The organism is Streptomyces griseofuscus (assembly GCF_014673495.1).
Classification (GTDB): domain Bacteria; phylum Actinomycetota; class Actinomycetes; order Streptomycetales; family Streptomycetaceae; genus Streptomyces; species Streptomyces murinus.
This window is the reverse complement of sequence record NZ_CP051006.1, coordinates 5,310,215-5,327,455: the sequence shown is the minus strand read 5'-3', so window position 1 is coordinate 5,327,455 and position 17,241 is coordinate 5,310,215. Positions and strand designations below refer to the sequence as shown.

At 72.5% G+C, this 17,241-nt stretch carries 10 protein-coding genes and 2 pseudogenes; 9 read left to right on the top strand and 3 right to left on the bottom strand.

Annotated elements, in window-relative coordinates; translation table 11 throughout:
* The first annotated feature begins 6 nt into the window (after positions 1–6).
* The 3 genes and pseudogenes from HEP81_RS24125 to HEP81_RS42700 all read left to right on the top strand — a co-directional run.
* Positions 7–1,350, top strand: coding sequence for a carbohydrate ABC transporter permease (locus HEP81_RS24125; RefSeq protein WP_078967132.1), 1,344 nt, complete (start codon positions 7–9; stop codon positions 1,348–1,350).
* A complete protein-coding gene (locus HEP81_RS24120) occupies positions 1,347–2,252 on the top strand; it encodes a carbohydrate ABC transporter permease (protein WP_037651376.1) in 906 nt (301 codons plus the stop codon). Before HEP81_RS24125 ends, HEP81_RS24120 begins: the two co-directional genes overlap by 4 nt.
* 617 nt (positions 2,253–2,869) lie before the next feature.
* Positions 2,870–3,168: pseudogene (locus tag HEP81_RS42700) on the top strand (IS256 family transposase); the annotation flags it as partial.
* Positions 3,169–3,812: 644 nt separating this feature from the next.
* Here HEP81_RS42700 and HEP81_RS24105 read toward each other — a convergent pair.
* Positions 3,813–4,139, bottom strand: a pseudogene (locus HEP81_RS24105) (DUF6879 family protein); the annotation flags it as partial.
* Positions 4,140–4,483: 344 nt separating this feature from the next.
* Here HEP81_RS24105 and HEP81_RS24100 point away from each other — a divergent pair.
* From HEP81_RS24100 to HEP81_RS24090, 3 genes are all read left to right on the top strand, one after another.
* Positions 4,484–6,733 (top strand): bifunctional glycosyltransferase/CDP-glycerol:glycerophosphate glycerophosphotransferase, encoded by a 2,250-nt coding sequence (locus HEP81_RS24100; RefSeq protein ID WP_037651374.1) that lies wholly within the window; start codon positions 4,484–4,486, stop codon positions 6,731–6,733.
* A 169-nt stretch (positions 6,734–6,902) separates the two neighbouring features.
* The gene (locus tag HEP81_RS24095) at positions 6,903–9,104 is read left to right on the top strand and encodes a bifunctional glycosyltransferase/CDP-glycerol:glycerophosphate glycerophosphotransferase (RefSeq protein WP_037651372.1); all 2,202 of its coding nucleotides are present in this window, start codon (positions 6,903–6,905) and stop codon (positions 9,102–9,104) included.
* A gap of 2 nt (positions 9,105–9,106) precedes the next feature.
* Positions 9,107–11,311, top strand: coding sequence for a bifunctional glycosyltransferase/CDP-glycerol:glycerophosphate glycerophosphotransferase (locus HEP81_RS24090; protein ID WP_037651370.1), 2,205 nt, complete (start codon positions 9,107–9,109; stop codon positions 11,309–11,311).
* Between the two features lie 121 nt (positions 11,312–11,432).
* Here the strand turns inward: HEP81_RS24090 and HEP81_RS24085 are convergent, their stop codons facing one another.
* The gene (locus HEP81_RS24085) at positions 11,433–11,846 is read right to left on the bottom strand and encodes an organic hydroperoxide resistance protein (protein ID WP_037651368.1); all 414 of its coding nucleotides are present in this window, start codon (positions 11,844–11,846) and stop codon (positions 11,433–11,435) included.
* 123 nt (positions 11,847–11,969) lie between these two features.
* On the opposite strand from HEP81_RS24085, the gene HEP81_RS24080 reads away from it, so the two are divergent.
* Entirely contained in the window at positions 11,970–12,455 is a 486-nt protein-coding gene (locus HEP81_RS24080; protein ID WP_037651366.1) for a MarR family winged helix-turn-helix transcriptional regulator, read from the top strand.
* Here the strand turns inward: HEP81_RS24080 and HEP81_RS41630 are convergent.
* On the bottom strand, positions 12,400–14,019 hold the full coding sequence (locus tag HEP81_RS41630) for a glycosyltransferase family 39 protein (protein WP_243279578.1): 1,620 nt from the start codon (positions 14,017–14,019) through the stop codon (positions 12,400–12,402). The genes HEP81_RS24080 and HEP81_RS41630 overlap by 56 nt on opposite strands.
* Before the next feature lie 180 nt (positions 14,020–14,199).
* Between HEP81_RS41630 and HEP81_RS24070 the strand changes: the two genes are divergently transcribed.
* Both HEP81_RS24070 and HEP81_RS24065 read left to right on the top strand, forming a co-directional pair.
* Positions 14,200–15,471: a glycosyltransferase family 87 protein gene (locus HEP81_RS24070; RefSeq protein WP_037661593.1), complete on the top strand. Its 1,272-nt coding sequence runs from the start codon at positions 14,200–14,202 to the stop codon at positions 15,469–15,471.
* Positions 15,472–15,515: 44 nt separating this feature from the next.
* On the top strand, positions 15,516–17,165 hold the full coding sequence (locus HEP81_RS24065) for a glycosyltransferase family 2 protein (RefSeq protein WP_078967641.1): 1,650 nt from the start codon (positions 15,516–15,518) through the stop codon (positions 17,163–17,165).
* The last annotated feature ends 76 nt before the right edge of the window (positions 17,166–17,241 follow it).

Sequence of the window (17,241 nt, the reverse complement as noted above, 5' to 3'; positions counted from 1 at the left end):
CCGGCCATGGCGTCGGCAGCGGCGGCCGGGGCCCCACCGGGTCCCGCCGCGCCCCGCGCGCGCAAGAGCGTGACCGGCACCCGCAGGGCCGTGGCAGTGCTGTTCCTGCTGCCCGCCCTGGTGCTGCTGGGCGCGCTCGTGGTCTACCCGATCGGGTACTCGATCGTCCGCAGCTTCGGCACGAACTCCGGGCACGGGTTCGCCGGACTCGACAACTACAAGACGGTCTTCACGGACGACGGCATCCTCACCGCCCTGAAGAACAACGTCATCTGGGTGGTGTTCGCGCCCGCCGTCTCCACCGCGCTCGGGCTGATCTTCGCGGTGCTGACCGAACGGGTGCGCTGGGGAACGGCGTTCAAGCTGGTCGTCTTCATGCCGATGGCGATCTCGATGCTCGCGGCCGGGATCATCTTCCGGCTGGTGTACGACCAGGACCCGGGCAAGGGCGTCGCCAACGCCGCGTGGGTGTCGGTGCACGACACCTTCGCGCAGTCCTCGGCGTTCCCGATGGCCCACCCGGGCCGCGAGTCGCCGCTCGTCCCGCAGAGCGGCGGCTTCGTCACCAGGGCCGCCGTGCACGCCGGGCAGCCGGTCACCCTGCCGCTCGTCGGGGTCGCCCCGGACAAGATGCCCGGCGACGCGCACCGGGCGGCGGCCGCGCACGCCGAGCCGGGCAAGGTCACCGGCACCACCTGGCAGGACTTCACCCGCGGCAAGGGCGTCGGCCGGCTCGGCGCGCCCGACCCGGGCGAGCTGGGCTATCCGGGGATGCGGATCGAGGCGGTGAAGGACGGCAAGGTCGTGGCCTCCACGAAGGCGGCGGCGGACGGCACCTTCACCCTGCCCGCGGCGGCCGACGGGGCGCGGCTGCGGCTTCCCGCGGCCAACTTCCGGGAGCCGTACAACGGCGTCGAATGGCTCGGCCCCTCGCTGGTCACCCCGGCGATCATCGGCGCGTACGTCTGGATGTGGGCGGGCTTCGCGATGGTGCTGATCGCGGCCGGACTCGCGGGCATGCCACGGGAGTTGCTGGAGGCCGCGCGGGTGGACGGCGCCAATGAGTGGCAGGTGTTCCGCAGGATCACCGTACCGCTGCTCGCACCGGTCCTCGCGGTCGTCGCCGTCACCCTGATGATCAACGTGCTCAAGGTGTTCGACCTCGTCTACATCATCGCCCCCGGCTCCTCCCAGGACGACGCGAACGTGCTCGCCCTGGAGCTGTACCGCAGGGGCTTCGCGGAGGGCCAGCCGGGCGTGGCGAGCGCGATCGCGGTGTTCCTGCTGGTGCTGGTGATCCCGGTGATGCTGTTCAACATCCGACGGCTTCGGCGGGAGGTACGACGATGACGGCACTCGCCACCGATACACGCGGGACGACCCCACCCGCCTCCGCGCCCCGGCCCTCACTCGGCGCCCGGATCACTCGCGCGCTGGGCGGCCCCCTGGTCCGTGTCGTCCTCGTCCTGGTCGGCCTCTTCTGGCTGGTGCCGACCATCGGCCTGCTGATCTCCTCTCTCCGCTCCCCCGACGACATGAGCGCGAGCGGCTGGTGGACGGTGTTCACCAAGCCCTCCCAGCTGACCTTCGACAGCTACCAGAAGCTGCTGGAGAACGGCGACATCACCCACTCCCTGCTGAACACGGTCCTGATCACGGTCCCGGCGACCGTCCTGGTCGTGGTCATCGGCTCGCTCGCCGGATACGCGTTCGCCTGGATGGAGTTCCCGGGCCGGGACTGGTGGTTCCTCGGCGTGGTCAGTCTGCTGGTGGTGCCGGTGCAGGTGGCGCTGATCCCGATCGCCGAACTCTTCGGCAAGATCGGCCTGTTCGGGACGATCCTCGGCGTGGTCCTGTTCCACACCGGCTTCGGACTGCCGTTCGCGGTGTTCCTGCTGCGGAACTTCTTCGCCGAGATCCCCCGCGAACTGCTGGAGGCCGCCCGCCTGGACGGCGCCGGTGAACTGCGCCTGTTCGCCCGCGTGGTGATGCCCCTGGGCGGCCCGGCCATCGCGAGCCTCGGCATCTTCCAGTTCCTCTGGGTCTGGAACGACATGCTGGTCGCCCTGGTCTTCACCAAGTCCGGCACCCAACCGATCACGGTCGCCCTCCAGACCCAGGTCCGCCAGTTCGGCAACAACATCGACGTCCTGGCCCCCGGCGCCTTCATCTCCATGGTGATCCCACTGGCCGTGTTCTTCGCGTTCCAGCGGCAGTTCGTGTCGGGGGTGATGGCGGGGGCGGTGAAGTAGGCACCGCCTGAGGACGGCGACGGCCCTGGTGCCCGTTCAGGGGGGGCCGGGGCCGTCTACGACTCCAGCGGGACGATCACGGAGGGGCCCTGAACGGCGGCGGGCTCCCTACGTCCAGGTGAGGCGTCGCCCCTCGGTGCCGACGCGCAGCCGCATGCGGTCGGCCGAGGGGCGCCCGTCCGCCTGCCACTGTGTGACGCGCCCGGTGATCCGGTCCCACAGAGGCGCGGTGCCGCCCTGCCGGACCATCCACCGCGCGGCTGTCGCGTTCGAGGGTGAGCTGCTGCGCGCGCGGCGCGGCGAACTGCGCGACGAACCGGGCGGTCCAGTCGTCGAGCACATCCGCGCCCAGTGCGGCGGGCACCGCGTCGCCTCCTCCGAGGTTCGGCAGGATGCCCAGCGGGGGCGGAAGGTGAGGGCGGGCCGGCATGAACGAGACCTGTCCGCCGAGTACCGGGCCGTCGGCCGTGCCGTCGTCGGCCACGGTGAGCCGTACGAGTTCGGATGCGTGCGTCCATCCGCCGACCGTGACCAGGACCTCACCGCCGGGTCGTGTCTGCGCGAGCCAGTCAGCCGGCACCGTGTGCACGCCGCATGTGGCGATCACACGGTCGTCGGCCGCCAGGCCGCAGAGGTGCTGGGTTCACAAATCCCGCAACGTCACCAACCGCCTGCCGAAGTCCGCCCAGCCCGGCGCGGTGAAGGCGATCGAGGGAGTCGACTTTCTCCACGGTCAAGCTCCGCACCTAGGGCCTGGCAGCCCGGCGGCCGCGTTGGCGATGGTGTTCAAGCTCGTCGAGTCCGCCCAGAACCGCCGGCGCGGGATCACCAAAGCACACCCCTCGTACCGCCGGTCCGCGCAGGTGCACAGTTCGAGAACGGCATCCTCGTCGAACGCGAGGAGCAGGCCGCTTGAGCGACTGAAATGGACTACCGCGCCCAGCGTCCCATGGCCGCCGCGGTGCCGATCAGGCACTCGATGTCGGTCGGGAAGCCAACGAGGGCGTAGGCGGTCAGGCGCAGGTGGCCCTCAAGACAGACCAGGTTGTCCTGCCTCTCGCCGACGAGGATGAGCGGAGGAAATCGCTCACCTCTGATGAACGCGTGGGCCGCGTCGACGAACGGATCGTTGGGCACGTCGAACGCCCGTATCCCTGCCTTGATACGTGCGGCTGCGTCGGTCGGCCGGCGGCTGCCACCCGACAGTTCGACCCAGTACGAATAGTCGAGGTAGCGCACGCCGGCCGCCTCGTCGGCGGACAGGCGTGCCCTGGTCCACGTGACGTGATCGGGGAAGTTCTCGAACAGGTCGCGGCTCTCGCCGTACCCGCGCGTCGCAGCGAGCAGAGCGCGACGTGCGAGGTTGGCTCCAGTGTCGGAGAGGTCCGGATGCGTCAGCAGCTGCTCGGCCTGTCCGGCTGCCGCCAGGTGGGACCGGAGGTTCTGGCCGAACCTCTGGCTGGACAGCTCGCCGCTCAAGAAGCAGGCGACCATCTCGTCATCACTGCTCACACCCAGTACCTGCACGACCGTCAGCATAGGACCGAACCCGTTGGATGCCGCCGCCTGCCTCCGTGGCAGCCACCGCACTTCCTCACCGGCCGTGACGTTGGCGCGGGTGACGTAGTGCTCCCACCGGATGTAGTCCGATACCGACTCGGAGATCACCCGGGCTCGGCGGATCGTCACGCCCCGGGCCGCGGTGTCAGTGATCAACTGATCGTAGGGATGCCGCCAGGACTCACGGTCCTCCCAGCTGATCCGCTCGCCCCGCTTCCACGCCTCGAAGCGGTCCGTCGACGCGTAGGAGTCACGCAGCTCCAAGTGGATGGCGGACCGCTCGCACTGGCCAAGCAGCTCAGCGAAACCGGGCACGCTCGACGGCATCACACGCCTCCCTGATCAACGAGACGTCAGCCACGGGACGGCCCGCGAACGCCGGTTGATTCAGAAGCAGTTACAGCGCCGCCGACAACGTGCGCGTGGAAGTAGCACTCCACGGTACGACAGTCCCCCGGGTTGTCTTCGAGCGCACGAGGGAGTCGTCGTCATGTGGTGACCGAGACGTGAACGCGGCTCCGTAGAAGGCGTGTTGGCCACCTGTAGGCCAGGGCCGATCCGCCCCTCCCCGTTCCCCGGGCATCCCCCGAATGCCGTACGGCCCGTAACCCCGTCACCCTTTCGGCCGTTCCCGGGCAGAACGCCCGCGCCGTCAGACCCATGGATGTCCCGTGCCCAGGTTCAGTGTCATCGTCCCCGCGTACCAGGTCCAGGCGTACCTCTCCGAGTGCCTGGACTCGGTGCTGTCGCAGTCGTACCCGGATCTCGAAGTGATCGCGGTGGACGACGCCTCGCCGGACGCGTGCGGCGAGATCATCGATGAGTACGCGGCCCGGGACCCCCGGGTGAAGCCCTTACACCTGGCCGAGAACCGGGGGCTCGGCCGGGCCCGCAACGCCGGGATCGCGCAGGCCGGCGGCGAGTACCTGATCTTCCTGGACAGCGACGACACCCTCACCCCGGGTTCCCTCGCGGCGATCGCCGAGCGGATCGATGCGACCGGCGGGCCGGATGTGCTGGTGTACGACTACGAGCGCACGTACTGGGACGGCCGGCGGGTGCGCAACCATCTCGCGGCCGAGCTGAGCGAGTGGGGCCGGGCGCCCTTCCGGCTCGCGGACCGGCCGGGGCTGCTGCGGGTGCTGATGGTGGCCTGGAACAAGGCGTACCGGCGGGAGTTCGTCGCGGCCGAGGGCTTCACCTTCCCGCCCGGCTACTACGAGGACACCCCCTGGACCTTCCCGGTGCTGATGGCGGCCCGTTCGATCGCCACGCTGGACCGGGTGTGCGTGCACTACCGGCAGCGCCGCCAGGGCAGCATCCTGTCCACCACCAGCCGTAAGCACTTCGATCTGTTCGACCAGTACGAGCGGGTCTTCGCCTATGTCGCCGACCACCCCGAACTCGCCTCCTGGAAAACCGAGTTGTACCGGCGGATGATCGACCACTACGGCGTGGTGTTCACCCGCCCCGGACGGCTGCCGCACGGCAGCCACGGGGAGTTCCTGCGCCGGGCCCGCGACCACCACCGCCGCTACCGGGTGCCGAAGGCGCGGCTGCGGCGCCGGCATCTGCTGATCCGGTTCGGGCTGCACCGCACCTTCCGGGCCCTGCGCCACATCGCCGCCGCCCGCCGCCGTCTGCGGGGGCTCGTACTGGGTCCGGCGCGCGCGGTGCGCTCCGCCGCGCTCCGGCTGCACTACCGGATCCAGCTGCGGCTGCCGCTGCGGCCCGAGCGCGCGGTGTTCGCCGTCGAGGGCGGGTACGGCGGGGACCCGGCCGCGCTGGAGGAGGCGATGCGCCGGTACGCCCCGCATGTGCGCTCCTCCTGGATCGCCGACCCGGCGCACCCGCGCCCGCTCCCGGCAGGGCCCCGCCTCGTCGTCCCCGGCACGGCCGCCCACTGGACGGCGCTCGCCCGCTCCACGTACCTGTTCGGCGACGCCCACCTCACCCGGGACCTGCGCAAGCGGGACGGGCAGATCGTCGTGCGCATGCTTGGTGGAACGCCCCTGGGCCATACGGGACTTGATCTGGTGGAGCGGCCGGCGGCCGTCCCCGGCGCCGACCCCGTGGGCCTGCTGCGGGACGTCGACCGGTGGGACCACGTCATCTCCGGCAACCGGCACTCCACGCTGACCTGGCAGCGGGTCCACCCCGGCCGCTGGACCGCCCTGGAGTACGGCAGCCCGCGCACCGATGTCTTCCAGCGGGCCACCCCGGACGACGTGGCCCGGCTGCGCGCCACCCTGGGCATCCCCGCGGGCGCGGTCGCGATCCTCTACGCGCCCGCCCACCGCGACCACCGCCGTACCCAGCACCTCCCGCTGGACCTGCCGAGGCTCGCGCGCGGTCTCGGCTCGCGCTTCGTGCTGCTCGTCCGCGCCCACGGGGACGTGCCGGTCGAGGGCCCCCGGGTCATCGACGTCTCCGCGCACCCCTGTCCCGAGGGCCTGTGCCTGGCCGCGGACGCGCTGATCACCGACCAGTCGCCGCTCATGTTCGACTACGCCGGGCTCGACCGGCCGATCGTGCTGCACACCGGTGACTGGGCGGCGTACGCGGCCGTCCGGGGCGCCTATGTCGACCTTCCCGGCGCTCCGCCCGGCGCGGTGGGGCGCGACGAGGACGAACTGATCGACGTGTTCACCGAGGGCCACTGGAACGGCGCGCGGGCCGCGCTGCTGCGGGCCGCGTTCCGGGAGCGGTTCTGCCCGTGGGACGACGGCCGGGCCGCCGAACGGGTCGTACGGCACATCGTGCTGGGCCGCACCGAGCCGTCCCCGGTGGTGCCGCTCGGCGAGCGCCGCCCGGTCCGCTCCGCCATGGCGGACACCCCGTACCCGGCGCGGTCCCCGCTGGTCACCGTGCCGCATCCGACCGGCCCGCGCCCCGTCACCAAGGCCGCCGAACACCGTTGATCCCCACGGGAGTTCCCTTGCCCCTCGGCTCGACACGGCCCGCCCCGAGCCGCCCGCCCACCTGGCGCCCGGCGGGCCGACCGGGACGGGGACGCACGGTGGGCCGGGTGCGCGCGGGGCCGTAGAGACGCGTCCGCAGGACGTCAGGAAGAACGACAGAAAGAGCAGAATGCCCCGCTTCAGCATTATCGTCCCCACTCATGGGGTCGCCGGCCGGCTGTCCCAGGCGCTGGACTCGGTCCTCGGCCAGTCCTTCGGCGACCTGGAGCTGATCCCGGTCTGTGACGCGCCCGACGCCCCGGCCGCCGAGGTGGCCGCCGGGTACGCCGGACGGGACCCCCGGGTGAAGCCGGTCCACTCACCGCCGTCCGCCGGGCTCGGCGGGGCGCGCAACGCCGGGCTGCGGGCGGCGGGCGGCGCGTATGTGCTCTTCCTGGACGGCGACGACCTGCTGCTGCCGGGCGGGCTCGCGGCCGTGGACGCCCGGCTGACCGAGACCGCCGGGGTGGATGTGCTGTACGTGGAGCATGAGCGCACCCCGTGGTGGGAGGGCGATCCGGTGAACCCGGTCGGGCCGCTGTTCGCCGGTGCCCCCAAGGGCGCCTTCGCCCCCGCCGAGCTGCCGGGGCTGACCGGCGCCGCGCTGCCCGCGTGGAGCGCGGTGTACCGCCGTACCTTCCTCACCGAGCATGAACTCGGCTTCCCCGACGGACACTTCACGGACCTCGGCTGGGGCGGCCTGGTCACGGTCGCCGCCCGGCGGATCGCCGTACTGCGCCGGGTCGTGGTCCGGCACCGGCTGCGTCGGCAGGGCAGCCGGCTGAACCTGCCCGGCGAGGGCCAGCACGCGCTGCTCGACCAGGTGGAACTGGTCCTCGCGCGGGCCGCCGAGCACGCGCTGCCCGCCGAACGCACCGGGCCCCTCTTCGACCAGTTGTTCGCGCTGGTCCTGAAGACCGCGGCCCGGCCGGAGCGGCTGGCCCGCGGACACCGGGCGTTCTTCCGCCGCGCGGCCCGCCTGTACCGGCGGTTCCGGCCGGCCGGGCACCGGATGCCGCGCGGCAGCCTCGGGGTGCAGCACCGGCTGCTCGCGGTCGGCGCGTACGACGCCTTCCGCGCCCTGCGCGACGCGAACCGGCTCGCGGGCCGGGCCGTCGAGACCGTGCCGCGCCCGCACGCGGTCCGCACCCGGCTGCGCTACCGTGCCGCCCTGCGCCGCCCCCTGGACCCCAACCTCGTTGTGTACTGCGCCTATTGGGGCCGCGGCTACGCCTGCAACCCGGCCGCGATCCACGCCAAGGCCCGTGAACTCGCCCCGCAGCTGCGCTCGGTGTTCCTGGTGGAGGCCGGGCAGGAGCACACACTGCCGGAGGACGTGGAGTACGCAGTGCTCGGCTCGCACCGCGCCTGGGAGCTGCTGGCCCGCGCCACATATCTGGTCAACAACGCCAACTTCGCGGAGGGCGTGGTCAAACGGCCCGGCAGCGTGCACCTCCAGACCCAGCACGGCACCCCGCTGAAGACGATGGGCGTGGACCAGTCGACATACCCGGTGGTGGCCGCGCGCTCCGGCAGCTTCACCCGGTTGCTGGGCCGGGTCGACCGCTGGGACTTCAACCTCTCCGCCAACCGGCACTCCACCCGTATGTGGGAGCGCGCCTTCCCCGGCTCCTGGGAGGCCCTGGAGTACGGCTATCCGCGCAACGACGTCTTCTACACGGCGACCGCCGCCGATGTGGCCCGCATCCGGCGGGAGTTGGGCATCCCCGAGAACCGGCTCGCCGTGCTCTACGCCCCCACCCATCGCGACCACCACTCCGGCTTCGAACCCGGCCTGGACCTGGAGGAGTTCTGCGCGGCCGCGGGCGAGGACGTCGTCGTACTGCTGCGCGCCCATTACTTCTACGACCAGGGCCGCACCCGGCACTCGGACCGGATCATCGACGTCACCGCGCACCGCAGCACCGAGGACGTGTGCCTGGCCGCGGACGCGCTGATCACCGACTACTCGTCCATCATGTTCGACTACGCCAACCTGGACCGGCCGATCGTGATCTACGCCGATGACTGGGAGGTCTACCGGCAGTCGCGGGGCGTCTACTTCGACCTGATGGCCGAGCCGCCGGGGCCGGTCGCCCGCACCCCTGAGGAACTGGCCGCCGTCTTCCGCGAACGCGTCTACGCGGACGCGGAGTCGACGGCACTGCGGGCCGGATTCCGGGCACGGTTCTGCGAGTTCGACGACGGCCGGGCCGCCGAACGCGTCGTACGGCGGGTGCTGCTGGGCGAGCCGCCGCAGGCGCTCCCACCGGTGCTGCCGCTCGCCGAACGCGTCCCCGCCCCCGCCGCCGTGACCCTCGTGAGGAGCTGACCGTGCCCCGCTTCAGTGTGATCGTGCCCTGCTACCAGGTGCAGGCGTACCTCCGCGAGTGCCTGGACTCGGTGCTGGCGCAGTCGTACGGGGATCTGGAGGTGATCGCCGTGGACGACCGCTCGCCGGACGACTGCGGCGCGATCCTCGACGAGTACGCCGCGCGCGACCCCCGGGTGAAGGTGCTGCACCTCCCGGAGAACATGGGCCTCGGGCGCGCCCGCAACGCCGGGCTGCCACACGCCACCGGGGACTACCTCTTCTTCCTGGACAGCGACGACACCCTCACCCCGGGCGCGCTCGCGGCGATCGCCGACCGGCTGGCGGAGAGCGGCGACCCGGATGTGCTCGTGTTCGACTACGCGCGCACGTACTGGTGGGGCGGCACCCGGCGCAACGCGCTCGCGGAGGTGCTCGCGGAGGCCGGCCCGGACACCTTCACGGCGGCCGGGTATCCGCGGATCCTGGATCTGCTGATGGTGGTGTGGAACAAGGTCTACCGGCGGGAGTTCGTCGCCGCGCGGGGCTTCACCTTCCCGCCCGGCTACTACGAGGACACCCCCTGGACCTTCCCGGTCATGCTCAGCGCCGGGCGGATCGCCGCACTGGACCGGATCTGCCTGAACTACCGCCAGCGCAGGCAGGGCAACATCCTGTCCACCACCAGCCGCAAGCACTTCGACGTGCACGACCAGTACGAGCGGGTCTTCGCCTTCCTGGACTCGCATCCCGAACTCGACTCCTGGCGGCCCTACTTGCACCGCAAGATGGGCGAGCACTGCCTGGACATCCTGGCGAAGCCGGACCGGCTGCCGCCCGCCGACAAGGCCGAGTTCTTCCGCCGTACGGCCGATCTGTTCCGCCGGTTGAAGCCCGAGGGCGCCCAAGTGGACGGAGAGGCCGCCCTGTTGCAGGGCGGCTGGGCGGGCTACCGGCTGCGGCGGCAGGCGGGCCGGGTCAGGCAGGGGGCGGCACGGCGGGCGGGCGCGGTACGACGGGTGGCGGCCGGGCGGGCCCGCGCCGGCTGGGCCTCGCTGCACGCCCGCCGGCCGCTCGACCCCGAGCTGGTGGTGTACTCGGCGTCCGCACACCGGGGTTTCCTCGGCGACCCGGCCGCGGTCCATCGCGCGGCCCTGCGGATCGCCCCGCAGCTGCGCGGGGTGTGGGTGGTGCGGGACGCGGAGACGGCGGCGGGGCTGCCGCCGGACGTGGAGCATGTGATCGTGGGCACCCGGCGCTGCGCCGAGATCATGGCGCGGGCCGCGTTCCTGGTGAACGACGTGCCCTGGACCGGGGTCCCGGCCAAGCGGCCCGGCAGTGTGCACATCCACACCCATCAGGGCACCCCGCTGAAGTACCTCGGCGCCGATCTGCTGGACAAGCCGGGCGCCCGGCTCGGCGTCGACGTACCGCAGCTGCTGCGCCGCGCCGACCGCTGGGACCACAGCCTGGTCGCCGGCCGCCACGCGGAGCTGGTGTACGAGCGGGCCTACCCCTGCCACTTCGCCTCGGCGCGCACCGGAAGCCCGCGCAACGACGTGCTGGTCAACGGCGGTTCGAGCGACTTCCGTGAGCGGCACGGCATCCCGGACGACCACACGGTGGTGCTGTACGCGCCGACCCGCCGGGACTACCGCAGGGGCGGTCATGTGGACCGGATCGACGTGGCCCGGCTCGCGGCCGACCTCGGCGAGGGCCACACTCTTGTGGTCCGGCTGCATCCCGCGCTGGCGACCGGTCCCGCGCGCGGTCTGGGCCTCACGGAGCTGGCCCGGCGCGGCATCGTGCTCGACGCGACGGACGAGCCCGAGCTGGCGGACGTACTGCTCGCGGCGGACGCCCTGATCACCGACTACTCGTCCGTGATGTTCGACTACGCCAACCTGGACCGGCCGATCGTGGTCCACGCCGACGACTGGGATCTCTACCGGCAGACCCGGGGTGTCTACTTCGACCTGATGGCCGAGCCGCCGGGGCATGTCACCCGTTCCCAGCGGGAGTTGGCGACCCTCTTCGCCTCCGGGCGCTGGCAGGACGGCGAGTCGGCCCGCCTGCGCTCCCGATTCCGGGCCCGCCACTGCGAGTTCGAGGACGGCCGAGCCGCCGAACGCGTCGTGCGCACCCTGCTCCTGGACGAGCCGATGCCGGGCACGGTACGGCTGCCGGGGCAGACGACGGCGGGACGGGGCGCGCTGACGTCGGCGTGAAGGCCGTACGGCCGGTACGCGAAAAGCCGTACCGGCCGATGGCGGGGACCACGGCCGGTACGGCGGCTACAGGACCTGCTCGGTCCTGCTCGGCTCACCGGACTTTCCCGGCCTGTCCGGCTTACTCGACGACGAGGTCGACCTCGATGTTGCCGCGGGTCGCGTTGGAGTAGGGGCAGACCTGGTGGGCGGCCTCGACGAGCTTGCGGCCGGTCTCCTGGTCCACGCTCTCGGGCAGCTCGACCCGCAGGGTGACCTTCAGACCGAAGCCCTCGCCCACCTTGCCGATGCCGACCTCGGCGGTGACGGCGGCGTCGGTGACATCCACCTTCGCCTTGCGGCCGACGACACCGAGGGCGCCGCCGAAGCAGGCCGCGTAGCCGGCGGCGAAGAGCTGCTCGGGGTTGGTGCCCTCGCCGTTGCCGCCCAGCTCCACCGGCGGGGCCAGCTTGACGTCGACCTTGCCGTCGGACGAGACGGCACGGCCCTCACGGCCGTGGGTGGCGGTGGCGACGGCGGTGTAGAGCGCGTCCATGACGAACCATCCCTCTCGATGTGTCCTGCGTCGTGTTGCTTCGTTGGCTTTCTGCCACCACAAGTAGAGCACACAATTTAGTTGCGCACAATCAAATGCCGGACGAAGAGCTACCCTGGACCCATGACCGCTACTCCCGCCGAGACCGAGACGGACTGGCTCCGCCTGGACAACCAGATCTGCTTCTCGCTGCACGCCGCGTCCCGCGCCTTCAACGGCGTCTACCGCGTGGTCCTCAAGGACCTCGGCCTCACCTATCCGCAGTACCTGGTGATGCTGGTGCTGTGGGAGCAGGGCGATCTGCCGGTCAAGAAGCTCGGCGAACAGCTGCGGCTCGACTCCGGCACACTGTCCCCGCTGGTCAAGCGGCTGGAGGCGGCGGGCCTGGTGCGTCGGGAGCGCAGCGTCGAGGACGAGCGCTCGGTGCGGGTGCTGCTCACCGAGGAGGGCACCGCCCTGCGCGAGCGGGCCCTGGAGGTGCCGCGCCGCATCATGCGTTCCACCGGCTTCGACCGCGCCGAGATCGCCGAGCTGCGTGCCCGCCTCGACCGGCTCACCAGCGCGCTGGACGCGGCGGCAGCGACGGAGGCCGAAGACTCGCGGGACTGAGGGGCCGTACATAGAGACGTACGGCGGTCCGCCCGCGCACGGCCTCGCCGCGCACCGTGAACTCCCGCTGAAGCAGGTCGAGTTTGGCCCGCTCGCCGGGGTCGCGCGGCGTCCACCGCCCCGCCAGCACGGCCCGGTCGGCGACGACCCACACCCGCTGGACCCCGGCCACCCGGCCGCGCACCTCCGCGGCCGGGACCTCCACTCCGTACAGGGTCCCGGACACGCCTCCGGTCCGCGCGAGCACCAGATCCCGCGTCCCGCGAAACGCCCCGGGGTACGCCAGCTCGGTGTTGCGCGTGTACGCCGGCAGATACAGCACCGCGTCCCCCTTCCGCACCCCGTACGCCGCCGCCCGCGCGATCGCCGCGAGGTCATCGGGACGCCGGGCGGGGTCGCGGTCCTGCTGGAGGAGGGAGAACTGCTGGAGGGGGACGAGGGCGACGGCGAGGAGACCGAGGAGGGTGCCGGAGTAAGTCCGGAGCGACAGGCGCACCGCCACCGGCGCCTCCGGCCCCACCGTCTCCGGCCGATCGCCGCTGTGCGGGCGGGGATTGGTGTTTCCGCGTGGACGAAGGTGGGCGGGGGCGACAGCACGCCGGGCGCCGTGCCGAAGGCGCTCCGCGGTCCCCGCCACCCACTCGCCCCCCGCCGCGACCAACAGCGGCGCCCCCGCCAGCGCGTACAGCACATACCGGTCGACATACAGCGGCGGCGAGGACTGCGAAGCCAGCATCAGCACCCCGGGCGGCACCACGACCAACGGCGCCGCCACCCCCGCGAGCGCGAACTCCCCCCTCCGCGTGCCCCTCCCCCCGACCGCCCCCGCCAGCAACCCCACCACCGCGAGCCCCAGGCAGACCCAGTACACGCCCTCCGACGCGCCGAAGAACTGCCGCGCCAGCCCCGCCACCGTCTCCCCCGTCGGCCTGCGCAGCCATGCCACCTGTGCCGCCTGTGCCCGTGACACCACCACCATCGGCAGCAGGGAGAGCAGGACCGCCCCGGCCGCGCAGCCCCATCCCCGCCAGACCCGTCCCCGTACCCGGGCCAGTGCCAGGGACAGGCCATGGGCCAGCACCACCAGCACCGCGAACTCGTGCAGCCAGCAGGTGACGCCGAGGACGAGGCCGTACCCCCACCACGCCCCGCGCAGAAGCAGCAGCGTCGCGCCCATCACCCCGGCGGCGACCAGCGCGTACGACCGGCCCTCCTGCGCGTAGTGGCCGGCCATCGGGTTCACGGCGTAGAGCAGCCCCGCCCAGAGCCCCGCCCGCGGCCGGGCCAGCCGCGCGCCCACCTCGGCTACCAGAGCCGTGGTCAGCACCGCCCCGGCCACCGACGGCAGGCGCAGCACCACCTCGTCGGCATGCACGGCGAGCACGGCGTGCATGAGGAGGTAGTAGAGCCCGTGCACCGCGTCGACCCCGTGCACGAGCCGCCAGATCTGCGGCACCGTCCGCTCCGCGACCTGGAACGTGACCGCCTCGTCCCGCCACATCCCACCCCGGTCCACGCCCCACAGCCCGAACGCCAGCATCACCGCCGCCGGCACCCCCACCACGACCCCGCGCCGCCCCCGCCCCCCGGGCGGCTTCCGCGACGGCGCTGGCACAGCTTCGACAGCTTCCACAGGGAGCCCGACGTTCACCACGGCCCGATCTTTTGCGATGAGACGATGTTTGCGGGTGTTTGCGGCGTATCGCCGCCGATACTCCATCCACCCGGCTTAGGCTCCAACGCGATGAACGGTCCCCGTGTCACCCCCGGCCCCGTCCTCAAGCTCACCCTCGGCTGGTTCGCCACCCGGGCGTTGATGCTGTGGCTGCTCGCGCATGACAGTTCGCCGCTGCTCAGCGGGGGTTCGGTGGCGCGGGAGGTGGGGCGGTTGTACGTCCACTGGTACGGCGTGCTCGAACAGGGGTCGTACCCGGTGCACGACACCCTGTGGCAGTACCCGCCGGGCGCGGGCGCGGTGCTGCTGGCGCCGGGGCTGGTGCCGGGGTTGTCGTACGTCCAGGCGTTCGTGGCGCTCACGCTGGCCGCGGACGCGCTGATCGAGGTGGCGCTGGTGCGCGCGGGGCGGCGGCCGGGGCGGAGTCTGCTCGGCGCGGCGCTGTGGACGGGCGGGCTCCCGCTGCTGCTGCATCTGCCGCTCGCGCGGTACGACGTCCAGGTCACCGCCCTCGCCGTCCTCTCCCTGCTGACACTGACGCGCTCCCCGCGCGCGGGCGGTGTGCTCGGGGCGCTCGGCGCGCTGGTGAAAGGCTGGCCCGCGCTGGTGCTGCTGGGCACGCCCCGGGGTGCGACGACGCGGAGCGCGTGGAGCTGGGCGGCGGGCGCCGGGGTCGTCGTCCTGGGGCTGCTGTCCGTCGCGTTCCGGCATCCGCTGTCCTTCCTTGCGGAACAGGGCGGGCGCGGGGTGCAGATCGAGTCGCTGGGCGGTACGGCGCTCAATCTGGCCCGGCACGCGGGGTGGTCCGGCCGGCCCCACTACCAGTACGGCGCCATCGAGTTGGTAGGTCCGTACGTGCCCGTCGTCGCCGCCGTGTCCCTCGCGCTGACGGCGGCCGCCTTCGGGCTGCTGGTGCTGTGGCGGGTGCGGGCGCGGCGCTGGACCGAGGCGACGGCGGCCGACGCGGCGCTGTCCGCGGTGCTGCTGTTCACGGTGACCAGCCGGGTGATCAGCCCGCAGTACATGGTCTGGCTGATCGGGCTCGCCGCGGTGTGCCTGGTCTCGCGGCACACCGGTCAGCGTCCGGTGGCGGTGCTGGTTCTGGCGGCGTCGGCGCTGAGCACGGTGGTGTACCCGCTGTGCTACGGGCAGGTGATCGGAGGGAGTTGGGCCGGCTGTCTGCTGATGCTGGGCCGCAACGGGCTGCTGACGGCCGCGGCGGTGCTGTCCTTCGTCAGGTTGTGGCGGGCCACGACCGCACCGATGGTAAATCGTAGGCAAAGAACACAACCTTGCCCTGATTCCGACCGTCTACCAAACCGAGCCCTAAGCATCTCTTAACGGAGTATTACCGAACATTTCTACGCTCCCGGCCTGTGGACCCTATGCTTCCCGACTCGCCCGCCCAGTCAGAGAACTCCGAGAACACACAGACCCCACAGAACACTCCGCGCACCGGCGCCGTCGGCGTCGTCGTGATCGGCTACAACGACCGTGCCCATGTGGCCGACGCCGTGCGTTCGGCGCTCGCGCAGGGGCCCTCGGTCGCGGAGGTCCTCGCGGTGGACGACCGGTCCACCGACGGCAGCGCCGAGTCGCTCGACCGGATGGCCGCCGGCGACGCCCGGTTGCGGGTGATCCGGCGGGAGGTCAACAGCGGTGGCTGCGGCAGTCCGCGCAACACCGGGATCGACGCGGTGACGGCGCCGTACGTCATGTTCCTGGACAGCGACGACGTGTTGCCGCCGGGCGCGGTGGACGCGCTGCTGACGGCCGCCGAGGGGGCGGGCGCCGCGGTGGCGAGCGGGCTGTGCGTGCGCCGGGAGCTGCCCTCGGGGCGTGAACAGCCCTGGCAGGAGCCCCTCTACACGGCGCACTCCGTTCTCGCGCGCCCCGCCCAGCGTCCGCTTCTGGTCCACGACACGCTGTGCGTCAACAAGCTGTACCGCACCGACTTCCTGCGCGAGCACGGCATCCGCTTCCCCGAAGGCCGCTTCCTCTACGAGGACTTCGTCTTCACCGCCCGGGTCCTGGCCGCGGGTCCGCGCATCGCGCTGGTGCCGGACCGTGTCTACGTCTGGCATGTGCGCCGCGCCGCCGAACGGCTGTCGCTCTCCCTCGACCGGGGGCACATCGACAACTGGGAGGCGCGCACGCGGGCGTGCGCGCTGGCGTACGACATTCTGCTGGCCGCCGGTCAGAAGGAGCTGGCGCGGGCGGCGCGGGCGAAGTTCCTCGACCATGACGTGCGGATGTACGCGCGGGAACTGGGTCTGCGCGACGCGGAGTACCGGCGCGCCTGGTGGACGCACACCCGTGCGTACCTCGGGCGCTACGACGCCGCCGACTGGGAGCAGGATCCGGGCTCCCCCGGCCGGCTGCTGGGCCGGCTGCTCCTGGAGTCGCCCGAGCCGCGCGATCTGCCCCGGCTGCGGGACCTGGCCGCGCGTCCCGGCCGGCTGCTCCCGCCGTACGCCCGTACCCCGGACGGCGCCCCGGTCTGGTCCGCGGACCTGCCCCAGGTGTCCCTCGCGCCCTTCCTGACCGATCCCGTCGAGACGCTCCCCCTCGCGCTGGACGCGGAGGTGCGCCCGCGGGCGGGCACCGGGTCGCTCACGCTGCGGCTGCACGAGCTGTACGGCAGGGTGGCACAGGCGGGGCCGCGCGAGGTGGAGGTGCGCTGGGAGTCCCGGGACGACGCGCGCACCCGGGGGCGTACGACGGCTGCCCTCGCCCCCGCCGGGCCGGACCTCTGGGCGGCCGAACTGCCCCTGGACGTGGGCGCGTTCGGTGCGGGTGTCTGGGATCTGCGGCTGGCCGTGCGTTTCGCGGACGGCGCGGAGCGCGAGGTCACGGCGGCCGCCCGGGCGGGCGCCGGACGGTTGCGCCGACGCGCAGTGCCCGACCTCCGGCACGGCGTGCTGCTCGTACAGCCGTACGCGACGCACTCCGGCGCGCTGGCGCTGCGCGTGGCGACGGGCGTGCGCGGGCTCGCCCGGATACTGCGCGGCCGGCTGCGGCGGCTGCTGCGCTGACGGACGGCGGGCCGCCTGCTCGTACTGTGTCCGGAACTGCTGAACCGTCCGGAACTGCTGGGTCGTCTGGAACTAC